Annotated in this window: 25 protein-coding genes, 3 tRNA genes and 2 pseudogenes; 9 read left to right on the forward strand and 21 right to left on the reverse strand. The window is 49.0% G+C overall.

Annotated features, from left to right (window positions below; translation table 11 throughout):
• The first annotated feature begins 74 nt into the window (after window positions 1-74).
• Window positions 75-410, forward strand: a complete 336-nt coding sequence (yecR, locus tag AACS05_RS13810) for a YecR family lipoprotein (RefSeq protein ID WP_045444238.1) — start codon at window positions 75-77, stop codon at window positions 408-410.
• Between the two features lie 380 nt (window positions 411-790).
• Window positions 791-1,288 carry a non-heme ferritin gene (gene ftnA / locus AACS05_RS13815; protein WP_045444240.1) on the forward strand — a complete coding sequence of 166 codons (498 nt, stop codon included), beginning with the start codon at window positions 791-793 and terminating at the stop codon, window positions 1,286-1,288.
• A gap of 45 nt (window positions 1,289-1,333) precedes the next feature.
• Here ftnA and AACS05_RS13820 read toward each other — a convergent pair whose 3' ends face one another.
• On the reverse strand, window positions 1,334-1,573 hold the full coding sequence (locus AACS05_RS13820) for a YecH family metal-binding protein (protein ID WP_045444242.1): 240 nt from the start codon (window positions 1,571-1,573) through the stop codon (window positions 1,334-1,336).
• A 233-nt stretch (window positions 1,574-1,806) separates the two neighbouring features.
• On the opposite strand from AACS05_RS13820, the gene tyrP reads away from it, so the two are divergent.
• Window positions 1,807-3,018, forward strand: a complete 1,212-nt coding sequence (gene tyrP / locus AACS05_RS13825; protein WP_045444245.1) for a tyrosine transporter TyrP — start codon at window positions 1,807-1,809, stop codon at window positions 3,016-3,018.
• A gap of 64 nt (window positions 3,019-3,082) precedes the next feature.
• Here tyrP and AACS05_RS13830 read toward each other — a convergent pair whose 3' ends face one another.
• The 6 genes from AACS05_RS13830 to AACS05_RS13855 all read right to left on the reverse strand — a co-directional run bounded on the left by AACS05_RS13830 (window position 3,083) and on the right by AACS05_RS13855 (window position 6,895).
• Entirely contained in the window at window positions 3,083-3,748 is a 666-nt protein-coding gene (locus tag AACS05_RS13830; RefSeq protein WP_045444248.1) for a YecA/YgfB family protein, read from the reverse strand.
• Window positions 3,749-3,953: 205 nt separating this feature from the next.
• Window positions 3,954-4,235, reverse strand: a complete 282-nt coding sequence (locus AACS05_RS13835) for a heavy-metal-associated domain-containing protein (protein ID WP_045444251.1) — start codon at window positions 4,233-4,235, stop codon at window positions 3,954-3,956.
• Window positions 4,232-4,588: a mercuric transporter MerT family protein gene (locus tag AACS05_RS13840; protein WP_045444259.1), complete on the reverse strand. Its 357-nt coding sequence runs from the start codon at window positions 4,586-4,588 to the stop codon at window positions 4,232-4,234. Before AACS05_RS13840 ends, AACS05_RS13835 begins: the two co-directional genes overlap by 4 nt.
• Window positions 4,566-5,708, reverse strand: coding sequence for a transglutaminase-like domain-containing protein (locus AACS05_RS13845; protein WP_045444262.1), 1,143 nt, complete (start codon window positions 5,706-5,708; stop codon window positions 4,566-4,568). The genes AACS05_RS13840 and AACS05_RS13845 overlap by 23 nt, the downstream gene beginning before the upstream one ends.
• 253 nt (window positions 5,709-5,961) lie before the next feature.
• Window positions 5,962-6,432, reverse strand: coding sequence for an SRPBCC family protein (locus AACS05_RS13850; RefSeq protein ID WP_045444264.1), 471 nt, complete (start codon window positions 6,430-6,432; stop codon window positions 5,962-5,964).
• Between the two features lie 13 nt (window positions 6,433-6,445).
• Window positions 6,446-6,895, reverse strand: coding sequence for a DUF1571 domain-containing protein (locus tag AACS05_RS13855; RefSeq protein ID WP_231593075.1), 450 nt, complete (start codon window positions 6,893-6,895; stop codon window positions 6,446-6,448).
• A 453-nt stretch (window positions 6,896-7,348) separates the two neighbouring features.
• On the opposite strand from AACS05_RS13855, the gene AACS05_RS13860 reads away from it, so the two are divergent.
• The 3 genes from AACS05_RS13860 (at window position 7,349) to AACS05_RS13870 (ending at window position 11,640) form a co-directional block, all read left to right on the forward strand.
• Window positions 7,349-7,693 carry a hypothetical protein gene (locus AACS05_RS13860; protein WP_045444268.1) on the forward strand — a complete coding sequence of 115 codons (345 nt, stop codon included), beginning with the start codon at window positions 7,349-7,351 and terminating at the stop codon, window positions 7,691-7,693.
• A gap of 278 nt (window positions 7,694-7,971) precedes the next feature.
• Window positions 7,972-8,349, forward strand: a complete 378-nt coding sequence (locus AACS05_RS13865) for a hypothetical protein (protein ID WP_136345467.1) — start codon at window positions 7,972-7,974, stop codon at window positions 8,347-8,349.
• 666 nt (window positions 8,350-9,015) lie between these two features.
• Complete coding sequence (locus AACS05_RS13870) at window positions 9,016-11,640, forward strand: inverse autotransporter beta domain-containing protein (RefSeq protein WP_081918211.1); 2,625 nt, start codon at window positions 9,016-9,018, stop codon at window positions 11,638-11,640.
• Between the two features lie 325 nt (window positions 11,641-11,965).
• On the opposite strand, the gene AACS05_RS13875 is transcribed toward AACS05_RS13870, so the two are convergent.
• From AACS05_RS13875 to uvrY, 6 genes are all read right to left on the reverse strand, one after another.
• Window positions 11,966-12,052, reverse strand: a tRNA-Leu gene (locus AACS05_RS13875).
• Window positions 12,053-12,064: 12 nt separating this feature from the next.
• Window positions 12,065-12,138 (reverse strand) — tRNA-Cys (locus AACS05_RS13880).
• Window positions 12,139-12,189: 51 nt separating this feature from the next.
• Window positions 12,190-12,265: transfer RNA gene (locus tag AACS05_RS13885), tRNA-Gly, on the reverse strand.
• Window positions 12,266-12,416: 151 nt separating this feature from the next.
• Window positions 12,417-12,965, reverse strand: a complete 549-nt coding sequence (pgsA, locus tag AACS05_RS13890; RefSeq protein WP_003030490.1) for a CDP-diacylglycerol--glycerol-3-phosphate 3-phosphatidyltransferase — start codon at window positions 12,963-12,965, stop codon at window positions 12,417-12,419.
• Between the two features lie 55 nt (window positions 12,966-13,020).
• The gene (gene uvrC, locus AACS05_RS13895; RefSeq protein WP_045444271.1) at window positions 13,021-14,853 is read right to left on the reverse strand and encodes an excinuclease ABC subunit UvrC; all 1,833 of its coding nucleotides are present in this window, start codon (window positions 14,851-14,853) and stop codon (window positions 13,021-13,023) included.
• Complete coding sequence (uvrY, locus tag AACS05_RS13900) at window positions 14,850-15,506, reverse strand: UvrY/SirA/GacA family response regulator transcription factor (protein WP_003834023.1); 657 nt, start codon at window positions 15,504-15,506, stop codon at window positions 14,850-14,852. The genes uvrC and uvrY overlap by 4 nt, the downstream gene beginning before the upstream one ends.
• 296 nt (window positions 15,507-15,802) lie before the next feature.
• Here uvrY and AACS05_RS25005 point away from each other — a divergent pair.
• The 3 genes and pseudogenes from AACS05_RS25005 to AACS05_RS13910 all read left to right on the forward strand — a co-directional run.
• Window positions 15,803-15,883: pseudogene (locus AACS05_RS25005) on the forward strand (hypothetical protein); the annotation flags it as partial.
• A pseudogene (locus AACS05_RS13905) lies at window positions 15,859-15,969 on the forward strand (hypothetical protein); the annotation flags it as partial. The pseudogenes AACS05_RS25005 and AACS05_RS13905, both read left to right, overlap by 25 nt.
• Entirely contained in the window at window positions 15,966-16,190 is a 225-nt protein-coding gene (locus tag AACS05_RS13910) for a DUF2594 family protein (protein WP_045444275.1), read from the forward strand. The pseudogene AACS05_RS13905 and the gene AACS05_RS13910, both read left to right, overlap by 4 nt.
• A gap of 67 nt (window positions 16,191-16,257) precedes the next feature.
• Here the strand turns inward: AACS05_RS13910 and sdiA are convergent, their stop codons facing one another.
• From sdiA to AACS05_RS13950, 8 genes are all read right to left on the reverse strand, one after another.
• Window positions 16,258-16,980, reverse strand: a complete 723-nt coding sequence (gene sdiA, locus AACS05_RS13915) for a transcriptional regulator SdiA (RefSeq protein WP_045444278.1) — start codon at window positions 16,978-16,980, stop codon at window positions 16,258-16,260.
• Between the two features lie 226 nt (window positions 16,981-17,206).
• Complete coding sequence (tcyN, locus tag AACS05_RS13920; RefSeq protein WP_045444281.1) at window positions 17,207-17,959, reverse strand: L-cystine ABC transporter ATP-binding protein TcyN; 753 nt, start codon at window positions 17,957-17,959, stop codon at window positions 17,207-17,209.
• Entirely contained in the window at window positions 17,956-18,624 is a 669-nt protein-coding gene (tcyL, locus tag AACS05_RS13925; protein WP_045444284.1) for a cystine ABC transporter permease, read from the reverse strand. Before tcyL ends, tcyN begins: the two co-directional genes overlap by 4 nt.
• Before the next feature lie 21 nt (window positions 18,625-18,645).
• Window positions 18,646-19,632 (reverse strand): D-cysteine desulfhydrase, encoded by a 987-nt coding sequence (dcyD, locus tag AACS05_RS13930; protein ID WP_045444287.1) that lies wholly within the window; start codon window positions 19,630-19,632, stop codon window positions 18,646-18,648.
• A gap of 166 nt (window positions 19,633-19,798) precedes the next feature.
• On the reverse strand, window positions 19,799-20,599 hold the full coding sequence (tcyJ, locus tag AACS05_RS13935; protein ID WP_045444291.1) for a cystine ABC transporter substrate-binding protein: 801 nt from the start codon (window positions 20,597-20,599) through the stop codon (window positions 19,799-19,801).
• Window positions 20,600-20,699: 100 nt separating this feature from the next.
• On the reverse strand, window positions 20,700-21,251 hold the full coding sequence (fliZ, locus tag AACS05_RS13940) for a flagella biosynthesis regulatory protein FliZ (protein ID WP_045444294.1): 552 nt from the start codon (window positions 21,249-21,251) through the stop codon (window positions 20,700-20,702).
• A 55-nt stretch (window positions 21,252-21,306) separates the two neighbouring features.
• Window positions 21,307-22,026 carry an RNA polymerase sigma factor FliA gene (locus tag AACS05_RS13945; RefSeq protein WP_045444297.1) on the reverse strand — a complete coding sequence of 240 codons (720 nt, stop codon included), beginning with the start codon at window positions 22,024-22,026 and terminating at the stop codon, window positions 21,307-21,309.
• Between the two features lie 162 nt (window positions 22,027-22,188).
• On the reverse strand, window positions 22,189-23,688 hold the full coding sequence (locus AACS05_RS13950) for a FliC/FljB family flagellin (protein ID WP_045444300.1): 1,500 nt from the start codon (window positions 23,686-23,688) through the stop codon (window positions 22,189-22,191).
• Window positions 23,689-23,710 lie beyond the last annotated feature (22 nt).

Consider the following 23,710-nt stretch of genomic DNA (forward strand, 5'->3'; position numbering starts at 1 on the left):
TCACGTTATTCAACCCATTGACTCGTCGCTGTATCAGTCAGGATAACGTATCACCGAATTTTCAGAGCGATATCATGAAGCCTCTTATTCTTGCACTCTTGCCGCTCGTGCTAACGGGATGCACTATCACAAAACAGGCGCAGGTCAGCGAAGCCAGCCCCATCACTGGCGTGGTTCGTCTTACTTACAACCAGGCAATGCTACAAACAGCGCGCACAGACAACTATATTGCCCAGAGTACGGCAACAAAAGAGTGTCAGCGGATGGGATACGCCAGCGCTGTAGCATTTGGTCAGCCAGTGGCAACTTGTAGCGTTTACGCAGGTTCCCTGTGTATGAATACCAGGATTACGCTTGCCTGGCAGTGTCATGGTGTGGCCGTGTCGCAGACACAACCTTTCGGCTATTAACCTTTCTGACCTGCATTGTTTTGCTGGTCTTTTATTACTTATATACCCGTCATACTTCAAACTGCAGGTGCGTTGACTACACTCAGAAACCCCAGTCACATAGTTATTTATGCTCCTGGGGATTTCCTCCCTTGCCGGGTGACTCGGCCTACGGCCTCGCCCCTTTGGGGCCTGCGCAAGCGCTGTTCAAAATACCTGCTGCATTTTGTCCTGCAACTCAAATTATTTAGAATATATCGCTCTTTTAATAGTATTAATGCGTTTTATTCCCATTCTCATTTTTAATAAATAAATTTATTATTTTACCTTTTGCAAATAATTAAATAACAAATTATAGTGGCGCCACGTAAATATATAATTAATGTTCGTGGAGCAGAACCATGCTGAAAACAGAAATGATCGACAAACTGAATGAGCAAATGAATCTTGAACTTTATTCATCTCTGCTCTATCAACAGATGAGCGCGTGGTGCAGCTACCACAGCTTCGAAGGTGCCGCTGCGTTTCTGCGTCGCCACGCCCAGGAAGAGATGACGCACATGCAGCGTCTGTTCGATTACCTGACAGATACCGGCAGCTTGCCGTGCATTAATACTGTGCCGTCACCGTTTGCTGAATATGCTTCTCTGGATGAACTGTTCCGTGTCACCTATGAACATGAGCAGTTGATCACGCAAAAAATTAATGAGCTGGCTCATGCGGCAATGACTCACCAGGATTATCCAACATTTAATTTCCTGCAGTGGTATGTTGCCGAGCAGCATGAAGAAGAGAAATTATTTAAATCTGTTATTGATAAGTTATCACTGGCAGGAAAAAGCGGTGAAGGTCTTTATTTCATCGATAAAGAACTGGCTACGCTTGATACACAGAATTAATTCTGTTGGATTACGGTGGCTGACCGCCACCGTTATTCGAGGATCTTAATGGCGGCAGATCTTGCTTTCATGAGTAGAAAAACCGTCATCGCTGGCAATGAATTTCCCCTTCGCCGCCAAAAACGCCACCAGCTCAGCCGCCGTCATGCCTTCAGCAGAACAGGTATGAAAACGCGCCTGCTCACCAAAACGGGCCGTAATCGCCGCTTCAAGACTGGCATTTGAATACTGCTCGCCAGACTCAATCATCATGTTGAGCACTTCGTGACCGTGAATAGAATCCATACTCCCTCCTTAATAAACCCCGTAGCCTAATGTGAACCATATTGCACTGCTTTGCGCTAACGCAGGTTTATGCTGGCAGGACACAAAAAATATCATCTGTAATACATCTTCACCGCCAAATATTCGTAAATTAATCTGTACACAGATTGTAACGGTGATTTGACGAAAATATCGTTATGCCTTAACCTGCGCCGCAGATATAACCGTTGATTATCTCTGGGACAGAGGAAAGCGTGAAGAATAGAACTCTGGGTAGTATTTTTATCGTGGCGGGAACCACGATTGGCGCCGGTATGTTGGCGATGCCGTTGGCTGCGGCGGGCGTGGGGTTTAGCGTCACGCTGGCGTTGTTGGTTGGGCTATGGGCACTCATGTGTTACACCGCGCTGTTGCTGCTTGAAGTGTATCAGCATGTACCAGCGGACACCGGACTTGGCACGCTGGCTAAACGCTATCTTGGTCGCTACGGGCAGTGGGTGACAGGCTTTAGCATGATGTTTTTAATGTACGCGCTAACGGCTGCATACATCAGTGGCGCAGGTGAATTACTGGCGTCAAGCATCAGCGACTGGACCGGTGCCAGCATATCCCCTACGGCGGGTGTACTGCTGTTCACCTTTGTTGCCGGGGGTGTGGTATGTGTCGGGACGTCACTGGTCGATCTGTTCAATCGCCTGTTATTCAGCGCCAAGATTATCTTCCTTGTCGTCATGCTCGCCCTGCTGATGCCGCATATCCATAAAGTGAATCTTCTCACTCTGCCGCTACAACAAGGCCTCGCACTCTCCGCAATTCCGGTGATTTTCACCTCGTTCGGTTTTCATGGCAGCGTTCCCAGCATCGTCAGCTATATGAACGGTAATATCCGTAAACTGCGCTGGGTGTTTATCACAGGTAGCGCTATTCCACTGGTCGCCTATATTTTCTGGCAACTCGCTACACTCGGCAGTATCAATTCATCGACGTTTATGGGGCTGCTCGCCAACCATGCTGGCTTAAACGGTTTGTTACAGGCGTTACGTGAAGTAGTTGCCTCGCCACACGTAGAGCTGGCGGTGCATCTGTTTGCCGACCTCGCGCTGGCAACATCCTTCCTTGGCGTCGCACTAGGATTATTCGACTATCTGGCCGATCTCTTCCAGCGCCGTAATACCGTAACAGGCAGAATACAAACCGGTGTGGTGACGTTCCTGCCGCCGCTGGCGTTCGCTCTCTTCTATCCGCGTGGTTTTGTGATGGCATTAGGCTATGCAGGCGTTGCCCTGGCGGTGCTGGCTCTGCTCATCCCGTCAATGCTGGTCTGGCAAAGCAGAAAACACAATCCACAGACAACCTGGCGCGTAGCGGGTGGTACACCAGCACTGGCGCTGGTTTTCATTTGCGGGATCATCGTGATAGGCGTGCAATTTTCTATCGCAGCAGGACTGCTACCTGAAGTCGGTTAAAACAATAGCTTTAGAGTCGCATTAAAGTTGTTAGTAAGACGAAGGGGCTAAACGCCCCTTTTTCTTAATGCAGACAGCACTGCTTATACTTTTTACCACTACCACATGGGCACGGATCGTTACGCCCAATTTTGGCATCCGTTTTTAACGGAACCTTCACCGGCGCTTCCTGTGGATGCGCCATCCAGTAGGCATGCAGATCCAGAGCCGCCAGGCGGATCGCATCCACGCTCTCGTCAAATGCTTCAGGAGTCAGTTTCTCAACGACCTCGAAGTTCTCTTCCGTACCGTGCAACGCAATTGCTTCAAGCGCCGGCTTTAACGAATCCGGTAATGAAGACCAGTCAGACAGCGCGACACCTCGCATATAGCCAAAGCACCACTCTTCAACAATAGTCAGCTCATGCTCTTCAATTTCGCGCAGGCCAAACAGCGGTTCAAACTGCTCAGGAAATTCGTCAAGGCGATCGGCTGTATCAGCCATATGCTGAAACGTCAGGTTCATGAAACGCGTCATTTCTTTCTCGGAGGACCAGCGAGGGACATACTGCGCGCCTCCCCATATAGCGACCAGCCATTGCTCCGGCTCAATTTCATAAGGTGAACTGAGCACCGCCGTCAATAAGCCATCCAGCTCTGACACATCCAGAATTGCCTTGTCCGTATTGTACTTAGTCAGTACATCATCCAGCCATTCCAGTTCGCTTTCGTTTAGTGGTCCCGTTTTCATAACGCTTTTCCTTAGTAAAAATTCTTGCCTGTGATTATCTTACATGGCTGGTGGGATAACAGATACAAATGGGCATGAGCGGTTCACTGACACCGCCTGTTCAGGTTAACAGGAAACGAGGGTAATTCCGGTAGTTAACGCACAAAAGAGGTCACAAAAAACCTGGTATCATCTTCTGATAACCAGAAAACCACCCGCAGGTGGTTTATTGTTGTTCAATATGGTTGAGCGTGGCCGTATATCCTGTTTTTGCTACCGCCTTGAGTAGCGTATCAGTAGAGAAATCTTCAGGCACGATCACTTCAGCCTGGCGCGTCTTCAGCGACGATTTAGCCTTGATCACGCCGTCAGTTTCACGTAGCGCCTGATTAACAGAAATGACACACAGCGAGCAGGTCATATTTTGTATATCCAGCACCACTTTTTGATGAGCTGCCTGAGCCCACAACGGCAGCAATAAGCAAGCGATCAGAGTGACTATTTTCATTCAAATACCTCATAAAACCAGGCAACCAGCGTTGGATAAAATAACACCGGTAAAATCACTATCAGCGTACACCAGTAGAGAATACGCATCTGTTTCAGGGTCAGCCAGCCGGTACACCACAACCTTTTGGAAAAATAGAGCCGCCAAAAGAGGCGCAACAGCAGCCCAAGCGTCAGCAGAATCAAGGGGAGACGCAAAAACTCGAAACGAGCGAATACCGTAAAACTTGCCGCCGAAATGCCAAACAGCAGATATAACAGTGGCCCCACGCAGCATAATCCTGCGGTGACGGCAGCCACAGCGGCCGTCAGCAGAGTGAGGCCAGCGCCTTTAGCGTTGTTCTGTTGCGACATAGCTGTAGGAGAACGCTTTAGGGTCATAGAAGTTGATCGGATCGCCGTCTACTTCCGCATAGGGGTAACCAAAATTGTTCATCGCCCCCTGTTCTGTGGCCGGATACAGTTCAAAATCACGTCCGTAGTTGAACCCTACCCAGTTCATTTCCCAGTTACCGAACAGGTAGGTGTTAACGGCCTGCACATCAGCATCCTGATGCGTTTTTTTCTCGGCCAGACGCATTTTCGTCACGTCCGCCGGGTCGCAAGGCAACCAGCCGTAGCCAGCCAGATAAAACTCTGCGCGACAGTGCTGACCTCCACTCACATCAGCTACCCCGGCACCGTCGGCTTTACCAAAGGCGCTTTTCGAGTAGCGTTCAAGCTTATTGGCTTTCCCCAGACGAATCCCGAATAATTCACGCGCCGGAATGCCGCTGGCACGTGCCAGAGCGACGAAAACGGAACTCATATCGGTGCATTTCCCTTTGAGTTTGCCACTCTTCAGAATCTCCGCCACATCACCCGTTCCGCAGCCGATAACGTCATTATCACGCTCCATATGGCTACTGACCCACTCATAGATCAGGCGTGCTTTTTTCAATGGGTCCTGCTCGTTGCCGGTGATTTTACGCGCTGTTTCCTGCACAAGCCCGTCAACGGGAGTATGCGCAGTCGGCAATAAATAGGGTTTCACATCCAACGGATAAACGATCTGCTCCGGCGCATGCCAGGTTTTTAGCGCATCCTGCTTCAGCGGCTCCCAATCGGCGGTTTCAATGTCAATATCAACCTTAATTAACAACTCTCCTTGTGAATTGGGCCAACTGGCAAACAACGTTTTCGCGCCATAAGCATTATTGGTAGTGACATATGCCTGCTTATAGTTGCCGCTAAAAACAAGGTCTGTCATCTGCTGAAATGCTGTATCTACCGGCAACGGGATCCACAGTTTCACCACACCGCTTGACCCTTGTGGCGGATTCAATTTATAGGTTTGCGATAAGGCAAAGCGCCGACGTACTACAGGCGCAACTAATGGCTCTGCGGCTTGTACCGTCTGGCTAACGACGGAAGGACCGACTAAACCGGCCGCAGAAAGGAGAACACTATTTTTAAGAAATTGTCGACGTTGCATTGCTGTCTGTCCATGTTGTATGAGTTGAGCGACGGCTAAACGGGCAGAGACCGTACACGATCATCACAGCAGACAGACGCTGACGTAAAAAGGCGAGTCGATGGAGTTTATTCATCAATAACAGACCTGTTAACTGTGAATGAAAAGAGAAACAATTAAGCCATTTTCAACCACAAGAGTACAGGCGCAGCATTAAAAAAGACGAAAAACGCATAATAACAGGCAGGCTCCATATCCTTAAAAACCGGCCACATCAAAATATGTACACGTTGGTTCCTAGTTTACGGGCTAACCCTTTTGCTCCCTCACGCATTACCGTATCGTGATTCCAGCGAAAGACGGGCGCTGCCAGTGGAGCAAGGTAGTTCATCCAGCGAATAGTGGTCCGTACATGCCAGTCATACCTGACGATAGTTTCCTTGCCGTTGTCGGAAAAAGACCATACTCCTCGCCCTTCAACTTCACCACTCGCCTCCCCTTCCAGCAGACAACAAGGCAGTATATTCAGTACGTTAATATCAAAGGTTAGACGATAAGGCAGCGCCCCTTTCCAGGTATAGCGGTGCAACGCGCCAATGCCCTGTATATCCCCTTTCTTTATTTCAATAATTCGCTCCAGGCTTCCCCACCATTCAGGCCACTGATCCGGGTGAGAGAAAACATCCCATACATCCTGAATCGAAGCTTCAACCCGCCAGACGGTGGACAACTGATATTCGGCCATAAACTCCGCGCCCTTAAGGTGTGAAAAAATCCACGGGAAAACGAATATTGATGATCATGGCATCCATAAGTACGGTTTCCAGCCACTTTCCACCAGCATCGTAACTGAGCACTTTCACGGGTAGTCGATGGTAGTTATCGAACCAAACGTCATACCGGTGAACACCATCAACGACCATCGTCCCCGGCCCCGTCACGCAGACGTGCGTGGTCGAACGCCCCGATACGTTCTCCTCCCCGATTATCGCCGTTTTCCCCTCTCGCTGCAGGTGACGAATATTGTCCAACAATGCGCCAATGTCAGACTGATCGACCCGATGGCCACGCTCGTCTTTTATTAAAGAATTTGTTGGGGAGAGGTTTAATACTGGCAAAGTTCCCAACCCAAACGGCCAAAGCTTCACGTTATTACTTACCGGGTTATAGGTAAGAACGGCCCCAGGATGCGGCTGAGTAAAATCCATCCTTATAAAGCCTGGCTTTTTATAGCTATATCGAATGATTTTACTTTCGGCCTGGACGGAAGAGGAACGAATAAGAACCTGATAAGACTGGAGCTTATCAAAATGCTGCCGGGCGATAACGATGTGGTCTGTAGTTGTGGAACGTTGTGACAGCAGTGATGCAACGGCCAAACTTTTGTCCACCGGATACATAATGCAGCTAAGGACAAGTAATGCAGCAAACATTACCGTCGGAGAAAGTAAGTCTCTGATGTAACCTCCTGCATCTGCATGGTGAGCAAACAGGGGTGATCGCCTGTTACCTGTTCAATTATAGTGCTTAATGCCCCCCTTTGACCTTCCTGTACCGTCATCATGAACAAGGACATAACAGCTAAATTGTTCGTCCTGCACCGGGTATCGTCGCAACCAAAAGCTATACTTTAATAGCCATACTTTTTATGAGTACTAATCATGAAAATGCCATGGGCGCTTTCCTGCGCTGCCCTCGCCATCCTGTTGATGGCCTCCTCCCATCTCACTGCCAGCACTTTGCAAGACCAGGCTGAACTGGAGCGAGAGTTAAGTGCCGCTTTAGCAACCGGACACAGCGTCATTATTATTGGTGGAACGGAGAATTTCGGTTTCACTCTCAGAGCCAGAAACAGGATCCACAGACCATTTGCTATCCAGGATGGTATTGGCGATCCCGTGATGATTAACGGTTTTCAGGACCACAACTATAACCCTGCACGGGATGGATTTATGAATAATCCTGCCCGGGGACGTTTTATGTTGAACGCACCTGTTCGTCGCTAAGTGCGATATACATGGCGAGTCACTAACGAGGAGGGATTGCTGGTGGTTTTGTATTAACGGGTCATGTGCTGCATGATAATGAACAGTTCGCGAAAACACGCACAAAAAAACCGCCGAAGCGAGTTATGATTGGGAGGATTTTTAACTAGTTACCGCTAGCGGTTAACATTCATTAGGCGAATTTTTACGGTCTGAAAACGAGTAGTTCCCCGCGACTCGTCTCCCACATGGATCTCCCCCCCTGCCGGGAGTATCTTTATAATTAATAATCAGTGATATTGACACTTATCATGTATTGCTGTTTTGTAAACAGAGAATATTTTTCAATAGCTGGCTCTATTGCTGCTGTTAATTTTCCACCAGCGCCATCATTAATTTTGGGGCTCTTATCTGCGTTATTATTGATTCTTTATAACTTTGCCAGAGGCAAGGAAAAGCCGGTGAAGAAATCTGCGGGAACATACAGTTCATCGGGTTTACATAAAACCATAGAAAAACAATCTAAGCTTAATGCCGGAGCGGCAATATGCGCTGCTACGGGCGTCACTGTCAATGCCGCCAGAACCGTTTGTGCCCGTTCAGCCTGGCGATCGGCCTGTTTTATTGCTCAGTATCTGCCGTTCGGTTTACACGATTTTATATATGCCATTTGGTAAGTGCGTAGTCGCATAAAAAAACCAATGGTGAAAGCAATGAGCAAATCCTGGGATAACCTCCTGATATAAAAAGGTTGTTTGAGTGTACTTAGCGAGCGGACAAAACCTAATGACAGTTAGTTATGGGATTAACAAATTCCAATTAGATCTTATATAATTTGTACGAACTCATACAAATTTATACTGAACCTGAAATCTGTATATACGTCTTGTATATAGCGACAGGCCTCAGTAACCACATCACTTTCAATCAAACCATTCACGAGGATGATTATTTACGTACATGTATCATTTTAACAAATGTAATCATAAAAAAATCACCCTTAATCCTGCCTCATATGGAATTACTACAAAAATGGATTGAAAAACTATAAGCAGAAACAGCACAGGTAAAAAAAACCGAAATACATGCAACTTTCTTATCAACTCGACAAGACTGAGTTGCGCTGTGGTTTGGGAGTTTTGAAATTTCAAGAAATGTGATCTTCCGTTTGTCATACTGAAACAACAAATAAAAGAAAATGATTCAGCCCCTTCAAACTCTGACTATGAGCAATGGGAGCGTTCTTGTTTTCAATATGGTGAACATACGGAAGCAACATTTAATACACAAGAACTACATTGAACTGAGCTCATCAGGTTCAACTAATTAAAGAAGAAATGATAATGCATAAAATCTCGGGTACTGAAAGAAGCAGACACTTTTGCTTCTTTGCATGGTTACAAATTTTTGTACAAGTATTATTTCCCCTGGTTCCAATCATGCCCCACAGTGTTCTGGCGGACAGCTTACCTCTTTCTTCGGCTACGTCTTCTCCATTTTCGACTGTACATAGCACGACATCAACCGACTCTACGCTGCCTTATACCGGAACATTAAACACCGTCGCCAGTTCGCTCTCTTCCAGTGGAAAAAACGGCGTAGTCAACAGTGCCAAATCAGCCGCCTCCGGTTATACCTCTTCAACGACTCAGCAGTGGCTCAGCCAGTTCGGTACCGCGCGCGTTCAGCTCAACATTGACGACAGCGGCAACTGGGACGAAAGCGCCATCGATTTCCTTGCCCCTCTGTATGACAATAAAAACGCTGTGCTGTTTACCCAGCTTGGTCTGCGAGCTCCCGACGGGCGCACGACCGGCAATATCGGCATGGGTGTACGAACTTTCTACACCGACAAATGGATGTTTGGCGGAAATGTCTTTTTTGATGACGATTTCACAGGCAAAAACCGCCGCGTCGGTATTGGTGCAGAAGCCTGGACAGATTATCTGAAGCTTTCCGCTAACACCTATATCGGTACAACTGAATGGCATAGTTCACGTGACTTCGAGGACTATAATGAAAAACCGGCTGACGGCTATGATATCCGTGCCGAAGGCTATCTCCCTACATATCCACTGCTGGGTGCCCGGGCCATGTATGAACAATATTATGGAAATGATGTTGCCCTATTCGACAAAGACCACCTGCAGAGCAACCCTTCCGCTATAACCGTCGGTCTGAACTATACGCCAGTTCCGCTGGTTACTGCTGGTATTGATTATAAGCACGGTCAGGATTCTATGGATGAAACCCGCTTCAGTCTGAACTTCCATTACACTTTAGGTCAGTCTTGGCAGTCGCAGATGTCCTCAGACCAGGTTGCCCTGCGCCGCAGTCTCGCTGGCAGCCGCTATGACCTTGTAGAACGTAACAATGAAATCATCCTGCAGTATAAGAAAAAAGATGACACCGCAGTTCTCACAGACATGACTCTAACGAGCGTTAAAGACAACAGCCCAGCAGACGGTATTGCTACTAATACAGTGACGCTTCACGCTATTACATCTGATAATAAAGCTGCATCAAATGCATCTATTACCTGGGCCGTCACTGGTAGTGCAAAACTTAGTACGACCACATCGATGACCGACGCCAATGGTAATGCTTCAGTCAATCTGACCAGTACAACTGCCGAACAGGTTATCGTCTCAGCTTCATCTGGAACATTGACCCGCACAATGCCAAGTTCATTTTCGCTGTCAGTGGCATCACTAAATCTCAACCTGACTAAAAATAACAGCCAGGCTGACGGTAATGATCAAAATATTGGCCAGGTAGTATTGAAAGATGCCAGTGGTAAAGTTCTTTCCGGCGTTGCAGTTGCATGGCAGGTAGACAGTGGAGCCACTATCGTCAGTAGCGAAAGCGCTACTGACAGCGACGGTGAGGCAACCATAAATTTCACCAGTAAAACCGTCGGCCCTGTAAAATTAAGCGCTACGGCAGGAGGAAAAACAGAGTCGGTTAACTCAGCCTTTATTAACCAGGCTATTTCAAATGTGACTGTCAGTATGAACAACAATAATGCCCCGGCTGACGGCAACACTGCGAACGTAGCTCAGGCTGTGGTAACAGACTCTAACGGCCAGCCAATGGTTGGCGTCAGTGTGACATGGAGTCTTGGCGTCGGTAGCGCAAAACCGGTTTCGCCACTGACGGTTATAACCAATTCCAGTGGAATTGCCACGTTAAACCTCACTGATACGGTGGCTCAGGATATTCATGTGGCCGCAAGCGCTGGAGATAAAACAGGCAATACTACTGCGACATTTGCAGAGGTGCCGTCCATTCTGGCGATTACAATGAGCCCAGATAATTCGCCAGCTGACGGTAGCACACAAAACGTCGCGCAAATCACGGTAACCCGAGCAGGCAATCCTGTAGAAGGGGCATCCGTACAATGGAGTAAATCTTCTGCGAATGCACAATATGCTTCAGCGACCGCAACATCTACGAATGCCCAGGGTGTCGCGACACTCTCGTTGACTGATCTGACAGCAGAACAATTCACCGTGACAGCAACGGTGAACGGTAGTAACAGCACCTCAGTGCAAACAACCTTTACACCAACAGACTTTGGGCCAATAACCATATCAATACCTGAAGCCGGTAATCCGTCGATTGTGAGTGTTAACCTGGCTTTGGATGGAGTTGATGTTGTGGTGGCTGCCTACAACAACATGGCAGCAGGTGATCAAATAACAGTAAGCTCAGTAATTTCAGGGGATGAATTTGGAAAAACACTCCCATATACCTCACCTATTCATATCGTATCCAGTTCAGAGGTAGGCCAGAATATTGCGTTGACTATCCCGTCGGAAAACCTGATGAAAGTGGAAGGAGGTGATGGGCAACCCAAGGCACAGCTAAATGTCAGAGCTGATATCACAAAAGGTACGGTAACAAAGAGCAGCGATACGCTGAAAAGCATTATCGACACCTGCGCACCCGGTGATACAGGTTGCTGATAATCAGTAAAACAAACCGCCCCTACAATTTGGCGCTATGGCAGGGGTACTGGTGCAATACACCGTAGCGCCCCCCCTGCCGTATCACTGGAAAGCCAAAACCCCGCGCAGGCGGGGTTCTCGTTATGTTCAGATTTGCGCAGTTAAAATTAAACTGTAGATCGGTTGTCTGTATTTCTGGGTGTGCAAAATTAAAACAACAATCCCACATGTAACAAAGTCATCTTAGGAAAGATGTCAGGAAATCAAATTTCAGGCACAAAAAAACCACCCGTAGGTGGTTTCACGACACTGCTTATTGCTTTGATTATTCTGTTCTTTCCCATGGTACCCGGAGTGGGACTTGAACCCACACAGCGCGAACGCCGAGGGATTTTAAATCCCTTGTGTCTACCGATTCCACCATCCGGGCTCGGGAAGAAATTGGAGGCGCGTTCCGGAGTCGAACCGGACTAGACGGATTTGCAATCCGCTACATAACCGCTTTGCTAACGCGCCGAAATCTTCAGGCTTTTCAGCCAACATCCGCAAATGCCGATGTTTAAAATTTGGAGCGGGAAACGAGACTCGAACTCGCGACCCCGACCTTGGCAAGGTCGTGCTCTACCAACTGAGCTATTCCCGCATCATCAAGTAACTTTGTTAATCACTTGATTTTGCTATCGTCTGGCAATCAGTGCTGCCGTTCGATGCGTTGCATTCTACTTACCTGACGCACTGAGTCAACGATATTTTTCACCACTGACGATCGTTTGCTGAAATTTGCGGCGAAACGATCACTGATCAAGCAAATCTCCGCGTGCGGCGCTCAAATACTGGAACATTGACCATAATGTCAGGATCGCGGCAACAAAGAAAAGTGCGATCCCGGCGTACTCAACCCAGATGTTTGGACGCCACAGTAACCAGGCCAGTGCCGCCATCTGCGACGTGGTTTTAACTTTACCGATCCAGGAAACGGCCACGCTGCTACGCTTGCCGAGTTCGGCCATCCATTCGCGCAGCGCAGAAATGATAATCTCACGCGCTATCATCGTGGCGGCGGGTAATGTCACCCACCAGCTGTGATAGTGCTCCGTCACCAGCACCATCGCGATAGCCACCAGCACTTTATCCGCGACCGGATCCAGGAAAGCACCAAAACGCGTGCTTTGGTTCCAGCGGCGCGCCAGAAAACCGTCAAACCAGTCGGTAACCGCCGCGATACAGAAGATAAGTGCGCAAACAAACGGAGCCCAGGTGAATGGCAGGTAAAATGCCAATACAAAGAAAGGGATCAGAATGACGCGAAACAGCGTGAGCAATGTAGGGATATTAAATTGCATATGACGGATAACTATCTGTTGTCAGTGAAATTACCCCTATGTTGCTACAGAGGGCCTAATGTTTCAACGAGTAGAAGATCTTTTCTGCCAGACCTTGCGAAATACCCGGCACTTTTGCAATTTCTTCGACACTTGCGTTACGAAGCCCTTGCAACCCGCCCATATACTTTAACAGCATCTGTCGACGTTTAGGTCCGACGCCCTCAATAGTTTCAAGCGTACTGGTGCTTTTCACCTTCGCGCGTTTTTTACGGTGTCCGCTGATGGCATGATCGTGAGACTCATCACGAATATGCTGAATAACGTGTAGTGCTGGCGAGTCAGGCGGCAGACTGAACCCCTCTCCTTCCGGTTCAAAAAACAGCGTTTCCAGACCGGCTTTGCGATCGGCACCCTTCGCCACCCCGAGCAACAGCGGATGTTGTTTATCCCAGGGTACATCCAGCTCAGCAAAAACGGCTTTCGCCTGCCCCAGTTGACCTTTGCCGCCGTCGATCAGAATGACATCCGGGATTTTACTCTCTTCAATTGCCTTGCCGTAGCGTCGACGCAGCACCTGGTTCATCGCCGCATAATCATCGCCCGGCGTGATACCGGTGATGTTATAGCGACGATATTCCGCACGCAGCGGTCCGTTAGCATCAAAAACCACGCAGGAGGCCACCGTCTGCTCGCCCATCGTGTGGCTGATGTCAAAACACTCCATGCGTTTCACCGCAGGTAACTTCAGCACCGATGCAAGGGCCGTCAGACGCTGAGTAATGGTGGACTGCTGAGAAAGCTTTGTGGTTAGCGCCGTTGCCGCATTGGTACGAGCCAGCTTCAGATAACGCGCGCGATCTCCTCGCGGTTTCGTCTGGACATTAATTCGTCGCCCGGCCAGCTCAGATAAGGAGTCCGCCAACAGCATCTTATCGCTAAGATTAAAGTCGAGCAGGATCTCACCGGGTAAGGTGCGCATCTGGCTGCCCTGTAAATAGAACTGCCCAACAAAAGTTTCAACAACTTCGCCCAACTCTGTTCCGCCCGGAACTTTAGGGAAATAGCTGCGACTGCCCAGTACCTTACCCTGGCGAATAAACAGAACGTGTACACAAGCCATCCCGGCGTCAAATGCTACGCCGATGACGTCCAGATCATCACCGGTATTCGAAACGAACTGTTTCTCGGTCACACGGCGTACGGCCTGAATTTGGTCACGAATACGAGCAGCTTCCTCAAACTCCAGATTCTGGCTGGCTTTTTCCATCCGGGCGATCAATTGCGTCAGGACCTGATCGTCTTTGCCGGATAAGAACAGCCGGACGTAATCAACCTGCTGCGCATACTCTTCTTCACTCACCAGACCTGCCACACACGGCCCAAGACAGCGGCCAATCTGGTATTGCAGGCAAGGTCTCGAACGGTTGCGGTAGACACTGTTTTCACACTGGCGAATAGGGAATATTTTCTGCAATAGCGCCAGCGTTTCACGTACCGCATAACCGTTTGGGAACGGTCCAAAGTACTCACCTTTTGCATGCTTGGCCCCACGATGCATCGCCAGGCGTGGATGAGTGTCACCACTAAGGAAAATAAAAGGATAGGATTTATCGTCACGCAGCAGCACGTTGTAGCGTGGCTGATACAACTTGATGTAGTTGTGTTCGAGCAATAATGCTTCGGTCTCGGTATGCGTCACCGTAACATCAATCTGCTGGATTTGCGCGACCAGCGCTTCAGTTTTACGTGAAGCGAGATTGCTGCGGAAATAGCTGGAAAGCCGCTTTTTCAGGTCTTTCGCTTTACCGACATAGATAACCGTCCCGGCGCTATCGTACATACGATAAACACCGGGCTGACTGGTCACGGTTTTCAGAAACGCTTTTGCATCAAACTGATCGGTCACTGGCTTGTTAATGTCTCCGCATTACACAGGCCATGGCGAATTGCCAGGTGAGTCAGTTCTACATCGCCGTGAATGTTTAATTTACTGAACATTCGATAGCGGTAACTGTTCACCGTTTTAGGACTGAGATTCAGTTGCTCTGAGATCTCATTGACCTTCTGGCCTTTGGTGATCATCAGCATAATCTGCAACTCGCGTTCAGACAAACTGGCAAACGGTGTCTCCGTTTTCTCAGGCTCAATCTGGCTGAGTGCCATCTGTTGAGCGATATCGGAGGCAATATAGCGCTGCCCGGAAAAAACCGAACGAATCGCACTAACAACTTCCTGAGGCGCGGCCCCCTTGCTGAGATACCCCGCGGCACCTGCCTGCATGACTTTTGCCGGCAACGGGTTTTCGGTATGGACTGTCAGCATAATCACTTTGATGTCAGCTGTTGAACGTGCAATTTTGCGGGTTGCTTCAAGACCGCCAATACCGGGCATATTCATGTCCATCAGCACAACGTCGACGGAGTTTGAACGGCACCATTTCACCGCATCCTCGCCGCAGCACGCTTCGCCGACAACTTTTATGCCTTTTATATCTTCAAGAATGCGTCGTATCCCTGCGCGCACCAGTTCGTGGTCATCAACAAGAAAAACGTTGATCAAAGGAATATCTCCAGAATAGGGATAACGCTACCGATAGTTAATCGGTCCTATGTTAACGGGTTTTATCTCAACTTTGAAATGTAAAAAACACCCGACTTTCGATTTTGCTCTCGTTTTTGGAAATTAGATTGTACGAAGAGTGGAAACTTCCACAGCGGACAACCTTCAGAGACAGTTATATCGGTCTGGCTGTTTCAGAATAGTGACAAAAAATTCATATTCTTACGCTGAATGATAAATAGCAAAGCAAGCTTGTAACAATAATTAACGAGTCGAATACTCGCAATATACAAAGAATGGAGAAAATATATGCACTGCAACATATTGTTTATTTTAATATCGCCAGTGGGCGTTTGCGCAAAAAACAACCTCTGATATTTTTAGCAAAGCTTATGGTATACTCCGGCGCCTTAAGATTTGCCATCGCACTTTTTCATTGAAACATAACGAGGAAAATAAATGAGTACGCCTGATTTTTCCACTGCCGAGAATAATCAAGAACTGGCTAATGAAGTCACCTGCCTGAAAGCCATGTTAACGTTGATGCTGCAGGCAATGGGACAAGCCGATGCAGGACGCGTGATTCTTAAAATGGAAAAACAGATCGCGCTGATTGAGGACGAAACACAGGCTGAGGTATTCTCCAGCACTGTTAAGCAAATTAAACAGGCCTACCGTCAGTAATAAGAAACCGGCTGACAGCATTGCTCTCAGCCGGTTTTTGCGCCTGATACTCAGAACGACAATTTACTCAGATAAGCCCGGTTGCTGCGGCATAGCAGGCAATCTGTGTTTTGTTCGGGGCATTGAACTTCTTCTGCATATTCTTCTGATGGAAGTTAACAGTATTTTCAGAAATCGACAGAATCATCGCTATCTCTGAAGAAGTTTTTCCCTCTGCGGTCCATTTCAATATTTCTTTTTCCCGCTTGCTAAAACGCATCTCCGGCGTCATGACCATGTCATCTTCCAGTCGAGTTAGAACTGACAGACTTTCCCGTATTAGCAGTTGCATCCTTAGTTCCACCTCATCCTGCTCAAAGCTGCTATTACGCACGCTCGCACGCGACACAGACAGGAAGCCCAAAGCCCGATTCGGCAACATTAAGCACTGGGTAATCCCCTTACGTAATCCGTGATTACGCGCCGCATCCCACAGTGGTTGGGCATCGCGGAACAACGTGTCATTCCAGGGCAGATGGCCCTGACTGAAATTTTCAGGCTTCAGTACCGGATCAATAGCGAAATAATTTTCGGATTGATAATGCGCCACCCATGCTTTGGGATACGTCGTATGAAGTGCCGTTTTAGGCCGGGTAAATGGTACGGGATGACGGACACAGAGCGCGTAAAAATCGAACTCCAGATGTTGCGTCTGATGTTGTAATTCATTATAGACATCCTCTGCCGTCGCCATTTCCTGAAAGCGTAACAGCATACTCCGTCGCCAGGTGAAGAAATCATGATCCTGCATACTAAGTGGTAATGCTCCTGAGATTGATAATCATCACAAATGTATGAACACGCTAACACATAAATGTATTTTATATATGCAAATTATCGGACAAGTGTGGAATTACTTGAGTATGGCTCAACAACAGGCTATTGCAGCAGAGTGATGAGTCAATATTAAATCAATAATTATAAATAGTTATGCAGGGCACTCACCAAAACGGCTTTGGTGAGTGCTGTGGCACTATTTATTGCATCAGAAATTTTTCAAGAAACTGGCGAGTACGAGGTTGCTGAGGATCGGTAAATAAAGCCTTTGCGGGTCCCTGCTCCACTATCCGTCCTTGATCCATAAATATCGCCCGGTCGGCAACATCACGTGCAAAGCTCATTTCATGCGTCACAATAACCATGGTGCGTTTTTCCAGCGCCAACTGACGAATGGTGCTCAGTACCTCGCCAACCAGTTCCGGATCAAGCGCGGACGTTGGCTCATCAAAGAGGATCACTTCCGGACGCATCGCCAGCGCCCGGGCAATAGCCACGCGCTGCTGCTGTCCGCCGGATAAACGCCGTGGATAACTGGTTTCTTTACCCGCAAGCCCTACCTTCGCCAGAAGTTCACGCGCACGGGCTGTCGCTTCATCCTTCGCCTCACCTTTGACAATAACCGGCCCTTCAATAATGTTCTCCAGCACCGTACGATGCGGAAACAAATTAAAGTTCTGGAACACGAAGCCCACGTGCTGACGCAACTGACGGATTAATCCCTTTTGCTGATTCAGGGAGCGTGCGGTATCAATAGTAATGTCACCAACTTTGATCGTGCCCGCCTCCGGTTGCTCGAGCAAATTAATGCTACGCAACAGGGTGGTTTTCCCCGAGCCGCTCGGCCCGATAATTGCCACGACTTCACCGGGTTTAACATCCAGATCGATACCGTGTAGCACCGTTTGCCCGTGAAATTTTTTCACCAGGTTTCTGACTTCGATAGCACTCATTTCGGCTCTCTCTCCTGGCGGTTTAGCTGCTCTTCAAAATAGTTCTGCAGTGCGGAAAGCACCGTCGCCATCACCCAGTAAATCAGCGAGGCCGCCAGATACATGGTGAACACCTCCAGTGTACGCGAAGTAATCAGTTGTGCCTGACGGAACAGTTCCGGTACCTGAATCGTCGCGGCCAGTGAAGTGTCTTTCACCAGGCTGATAAAGCTGTTACTCAGCGGCGGCAAGGCTACGCGCGCAGCCTGTGGCAGGATCGCCCTGCGCATTGTCTGCCACGGCGTCATACCAATACTCGCCCCGGCCTCCCACTGGCCTTTGTCGATGGAGGAGATTGCCGCGCGCAGCGTTTCCGCCGCGTAAGCCGCCGTATTCAGCGACAGACCAATCATCGCCGCCGGGACAGGATCCAGTTCAATGCCAAACTGCGGCAGGCCGTAATAGATCATGAACAGCTGGGCTATCAGCGGGGTTCCGCGAAAAATAGAAATGTAAAAGCGCGCCAGCCAGCGGACAGGTAACAGCGGCGACAGGCGCATCAGTGCGAGGATAAACCCCAGCACCAGCCCGAAAAACATCCCGCCAATACTCAGCTGAAGCGTAAATACCGCACCTTTCAGCAGATATGGCAGCGAATCAATCACCAGTTGGATACTTTCTTGCATTAGCGTTTTTCTACCTTGCCGTTACACATGAGGATGGTAGGCAAACAGCGCAGGCGCCCCACCGGTATGAATAAAGAGAATTGGCCCTTCATCTTTAAAGCGTTTCTGGCTGATGCCGTCGATTAATCCTGCCATCGCTTTACCGGTATAGACCGGATCCAACAAGATACCTTCCAGACGCGCTAACAGTTTTACCGCTTCCATGCCTTCTTCATTTGGCATACCGTAGCCCGGCGCAAAATACTCATCCCACAACAGAATATCTGCCGCAGCCGTCAGTTCCAGTTCACTGGCAATAGCCTGTTGTAGTGTAACAACTTTAGGCTTTTGATCGGCTACACTGCGCGATACGGTCACCCCAATCAGCTCAACGCCTGGCATCAGTTGTTCCAGGCCAACGGCCAGACCGGCATGCGTTCCCGCGCTGCCTGATGCTACCACGACAGAAGAGAGCTCAACCGCGCCCTCACACTGTTGAGCAATTTCCAGCGCGCTTTCAACATAGCCCAATGCACCAAGCGCATTTGAACCGCCGACCGGGATCACATACGGACGAAACCCTTGAGCCTCAATGCGTGTCGCCAGTTCCTGGAGCTGCGCGTTCGGGTCAGTCAGCGCATCACACATTTCAATCTGGGTATTGAACAGATCTAACAGCAGGCGGTTACCGTTACTGAGATAGTTTTCAGCAGTTGTGCCAATCGGGTTTTCCAGCAGCGCCACGCAATGTAGCCCCAGCTTCGCCGCCACCGCCGCCGTCTGGCGAACGTGGTTAGACTGAATAGCGCCCGCGGTTATCAGCGTATCTGCGCCTTCACGCAGCGCGTCCGCCGCCAGAAACTCCAGCTTGCGCAGCTTATTGCCGCCCATTGCCATCGGCGTGACGTCATCACGTTTAATGAAAATATCGCGTCCGAGATAATCGGAAAAACGCGGGAGATATTCGAGCGGCGTTGGCGCGCCAATAAATTCCAGACGCGGAAAGCGCGTTAAGTTATGCAGTGGCATAGAGCCTCCGGTATTGACTCGTTGTCTTTCGGGCCGCACGTACATTGGCTGCAACCCAAAATCCATTGAGCAGACGTTGTTGTGATGTTCTTTTTATTATGCACATTAAGGCGCTGTGAAATAAAAAAAGGCGCTGTTAAAGGCGCCTTTTTTATTCGGGTGACGATTATTTCGTCACATCCGCCCCAAACCATTTCTCAGAAAGGGCTTTCAGCGTACCGTCTTTCTGCATATCCGCAATTGCTGCATCCACTGCTTTCAGCAGATCTTCGTTGCCTTTACGCAGCGCCACGCCAGACTCCTGACGGGAGAAGGCTTCACCGGTTACAGCCAGCGTGTCTTTGGTTTTCTTAACCAGATCCAACGCAGCCAGACGGTCAACCAGAATGGCGTCAATACGGCCTACGCGCAAATCCTGGTATTTAGTCGGATCATCATCATAGGTGCGGATATCTACGCCCTGTACGTTCTGGCGCAGCCACTCTTCATAGTTGGTTCCCAGACCGACGCCAACTTTTTTACCTTTCAGATCAGCAGCGGTCTTAATAACGCCTTCATTGCCTTTTTTCACCAGCGCCTGGATACCGGAAACCGTATACGGGGTAGAGAAATCATATTTTTTCTTACGTTCGTCAGAGATGGTCACCTGGTTGATGACGACATCAATGCGCTTTGAATCAAGTGATGCCAGCATGCCATCCCATTTGGTCGGCTTCAGCGAGGCCTGAACCCCAAGGTGCTTTGCCAGTTCCTGGGCAAATTCCACTTCAAAACCGGTCAACTTGCCGTCATCACCCTGAAAACTAAACGGGGGATAGGTCCCTTCAAGACCCACCAGCAGCGTGCCGCGCTCTTTCACTTTATTTAACAGACCTTCATCCGCATAAGTCTTTACACTCATTCCGGCGACAAGTGCAACAGCCATTACACCCATCAGAGCCTGACGTCCCAGAAGTGCTAATTTCATAGTTACCCCGAATATTGTCATTAGTGACTGCTATTTATGAGCATAGTGTAAAGCGTTTGCCGTGATCCACAAACACGACTCTGTTACACCTTATTCGTTTTTAATATATATCAGAACTGGCTGTCCAGGAGGATTTCTGCATATGTCCCATATGCGTATGGGCTTTAAACTGCTCATATTTTCGCAGCGCAATACGGTAATTGTTAGTACTGGTTTGCGGTAACCACGGGGCGAGGTTTTCGTCGAGGAATCCTTCCTGCAGCAGGTCATGGGAGATATTCTGCTCGGTCAGATGATTGCCGAGGCGACGCAGGCGAACGACATATTCGCGTACCGTACCGTGGCTCATCTCGGTTTGCTCAAACAAAAATTGTTTAAAGCCGATGATGTCAAAAAAGTCGCTTTGTTCTTTGCAATGCAAATCACCGCAAAAACGGCATAACGCCACCCACTCTTTTTTTTCCTGCTCCCAGGCGGCGTCATCCATCAGCGTATCCAGGCGGGCGATAGCGATTTTATTCACAATCTGTCCCCGGCGGACCAACGTGATCCTGTCGAGTAACTTAAAGCAATGGGCGCAATGCGTCTGGCTGTGTTTGAAATCTTTGAGGTAGCGGCTTAGAGGCCGTCTTTTTGATTGCTGCACCGTCATGATAACTCCTGGTAGTCAATACGTTATGCGGCATTGTTCAGGGGTAAAATTACCCCTATAGCTTACCCAGTTTGGTGCGTAGACGTTTGATAGCCTGGCTGTGCAACTGACTGACCCGTGATTCGCCCACTTCCAGAACAGCACCAATCTCTTTCAGATTCAGCTCTTCCTGGTAGTACAGCGTCAACACCAGTTTCTCGCGCTCCGGCAACGCGTCAATCGCGTCCATCACGCGCTGGCGCAGGTTCCCCTCAAGAAGCTGTTGTAACGGGTTTTCCTGCTGGTGCTCTTCGGTCACCAGCTCAATACTATCGCCATGCTCTTCCCGCCACTCATCGTATGAGAAGAGTTGGCTGTTATTGGTATCAAGCAACATCTGACGATACTCTTGCACAGGAATAGCCAGACGCTCCGCCACTTCGGTTTCCGTCGCGTTGCGCCCTAATTCCTGCTCCAGTTGCCCCATCGCCTGTGCCACTTCGCGAGCATTGCGCCGGACACTACGCGGCACCCAATCCCGGCTGCGTAGTTCGTCCAGCATAGCTCCACGAATACGCTGCACTGCGTAAGTGGTAAATGCCGTTCCTTGCAAAGCGTCATATCGGTCAACTGCATTCAATAACCCGATGCCGCCCGCTTGTAGCAGGTCATCCAGTTCTACGCTCGCCGGCAAGCGCACCTGAAGGCGCAATGCTTCGTGACGCACCAACGGTACATAACGCTGCCACAGCGAGTGTTTATCCATTACACCTTCAGCGGTATACAGTGAATTCACGATAAACAGCCCTGCGTTAAATGAGTTATCGGCATGATTATCCGTTTCTGCAGGGGTTTTAATCGGGTGAATAGTGGGTGAAATGAGGGGTTATTTGGGGGTTACGGGTAAAGCTGAATGTAAAAAACCCCGCCGTAGCGGGGTTTGCGCGATAAGTGTAAATTAACGCAGCAGAGACAGAACGTTCTGCGTGGTCTGGTTAGCCTGAGCCAGAACAGAAGTACCCGCCTGTTGCAGAATGTTTGCACGAGACATGTTGGACACTTCGGTCGCGTAGTCAGCATCTTCGATACGGCTACGAGCTTCAGACAGGTTGTTTACGGTGTTGCCCAGGTTAGTGATGGTAGAGTTGAAACGGTTCTGTACTGCACCCAGGTCGGAACGCAGGTCAGCGACCTGAGCCAGCGCCGCGTCGATTTTCGCCAGCGGGCCTTCGGTTTTCTTGGCGGCCACTTCGTTCAGTGCAGTACCGGTTTTGAAGTTGTGATCTTTTACACTGGACGCCAGATATTGTTTGCCATCCACGTTAGCTACTTCAGTTTTTCCGTTCACGCCGCCGAACTGTACAGCTGCTTTTTGACCCACGGCGTTAGAATCAGTGTAATCAACAGTTTTAGCCGTGATAGTTTTGGTTTTTTCATCAAAATCAGCAGCATAATACTTACCACCAACTTCAAGTGCATACCCACCATCAATTGCTTTGCCATTTTTATCTTCAAAAGACATTTTGACAAGAGTGGTGTTAGCGGCAGTTGCTCCTGCAACACCACCAGTAACCAGTGCGGCAGCGGCTGCAGTGGTGTCAACCTTCGCAGCGGCATCTACTTCCTGAACTTTAGTTGGCGCAGTTGTCTCAGCAAGAGTAATTGTAGTTTCTTTGCCTCCAGCGATTGTAACAACGCCACCAGCATCCACTGTAGCCTTATACAAACCATCGCCATTAGTACCACCTGTAGAACCAGTAATATTAACGTAATAGTTACCGTCTTTAAATCTAACAGTACCAGTACCACCATCACCAGCAGCTGTCCCTGCTGCCGCTTCAATAGCTGCTGCTGCAGGTTGTGTAATACCTTGTGCTCCATCCTTATAGGATGTAGTTGTTACTGCCGTACCAACCTGCTTGTAAGCTTCCTGCACGCTCAGGCTATCCAGCCCCAGCGTTTTGGAGTTGATTTCTTTCAGGTTGATATCGATGGTTTCACCATCGTTTGCACCGACCTGGATGGTCAGGGTGTTGTCTTTCGCCAGTACTTTCACGCCGTTGAACTGGGTCTGACCGGATACGCGGTCGATTTCGTTCAGACGCTGAGTGATTTCAGCCTGGATGGAGTCGAGGTCAGACTGGGAGTTAGTACCAGTAGAAGACTGAACCGCCAGCTCACGAACACGCTGCAGGTTGTTGTTGATTTCAGACAGAGAACCTTCGGTGGTCTGCGCGATGGAGATACCATCATTGGCGTTACGGGATGCCTGAGTCAGACCTTTGATGTTAGAGGTGAAGCGGTTAGCGATCGCCTGACCAGCAGCATCGTCTTTCGCGCTGTTGATACGCAGACCGGAAGACAGACGCTCGATAGCGGAGCTCAGGGAAGACTGAGATTTGTTCAGGTTATTCTGGGTCAACAGCGACAGGCTGTTTGTATTGATGACTTGTGCCATGATCTTTTCCTTATCAATTACA

This window comes from Citrobacter sp. S-77 (assembly GCF_963864895.1).
GTDB classification, from domain to species: domain Bacteria; phylum Pseudomonadota; class Gammaproteobacteria; order Enterobacterales; family Enterobacteriaceae; genus Citrobacter; species Citrobacter murliniae.

Coding starts and splice junctions, on each gene's coding strand:
- yecR (WP_045444238.1), top strand. CDS start 75: ATGAAGCCTCTTATTCTTGCACTCTTGCCGCTCGTGCTAACGGGATGC.
- ftnA (WP_045444240.1), top strand. CDS start 791: ATGCTGAAAACAGAAATGATCGACAAACTGAATGAGCAAATGAATCTT.
- AACS05_RS13820 (WP_045444242.1), bottom strand. CDS start 1,573: ATGGATTCTATTCACGGTCACGAAGTGCTCAACATGATGATTGAGTCT.
- AACS05_RS13830 (WP_045444248.1), bottom strand. CDS start 3,748: ATGAAAACGGGACCACTAAACGAAAGCGAACTGGAATGGCTGGATGAT.
- AACS05_RS13835 (WP_045444251.1), bottom strand. CDS start 4,235: ATGAAAATAGTCACTCTGATCGCTTGCTTATTGCTGCCGTTGTGGGCT.
- AACS05_RS13840 (WP_045444259.1), bottom strand. CDS start 4,588: ATGTCGCAACAGAACAACGCTAAAGGCGCTGGCCTCACTCTGCTGACG.
- AACS05_RS13845 (WP_045444262.1), bottom strand. CDS start 5,708: ATGCAACGTCGACAATTTCTTAAAAATAGTGTTCTCCTTTCTGCGGCC.
- AACS05_RS13850 (WP_045444264.1), bottom strand. CDS start 6,432: ATGGCCGAATATCAGTTGTCCACCGTCTGGCGGGTTGAAGCTTCGATT.
- AACS05_RS13855 (WP_231593075.1), bottom strand. CDS start 6,895: ATGGATTTTACTCAGCCGCATCCTGGGGCCGTTCTTACCTATAACCCG.
- AACS05_RS13860 (WP_045444268.1), top strand. CDS start 7,349: ATGAAAATGCCATGGGCGCTTTCCTGCGCTGCCCTCGCCATCCTGTTG.
- AACS05_RS13870 (WP_081918211.1), top strand. CDS start 9,016: ATGCATAAAATCTCGGGTACTGAAAGAAGCAGACACTTTTGCTTCTTT.
- pgsA (WP_003030490.1), bottom strand. CDS start 12,965: ATGCAATTTAATATCCCTACATTGCTCACGCTGTTTCGCGTCATTCTG.
- AACS05_RS13910 (WP_045444275.1), top strand. CDS start 15,966: ATGAGTACGCCTGATTTTTCCACTGCCGAGAATAATCAAGAACTGGCT.
- sdiA (WP_045444278.1), bottom strand. CDS start 16,980: ATGCAGGATCATGATTTCTTCACCTGGCGACGGAGTATGCTGTTACGC.
- tcyN (WP_045444281.1), bottom strand. CDS start 17,959: ATGAGTGCTATCGAAGTCAGAAACCTGGTGAAAAAATTTCACGGGCAA.
- tcyL (WP_045444284.1), bottom strand. CDS start 18,624: ATGCAAGAAAGTATCCAACTGGTGATTGATTCGCTGCCATATCTGCTG.
- dcyD (WP_045444287.1), bottom strand. CDS start 19,632: ATGCCACTGCATAACTTAACGCGCTTTCCGCGTCTGGAATTTATTGGC.
- tcyJ (WP_045444291.1), bottom strand. CDS start 20,599: ATGAAATTAGCACTTCTGGGACGTCAGGCTCTGATGGGTGTAATGGCT.
- fliZ (WP_045444294.1), bottom strand. CDS start 21,251: ATGACGGTGCAGCAATCAAAAAGACGGCCTCTAAGCCGCTACCTCAAA.
- AACS05_RS13950 (WP_045444300.1), bottom strand. CDS start 23,688: ATGGCACAAGTCATCAATACAAACAGCCTGTCGCTGTTGACCCAGAAT.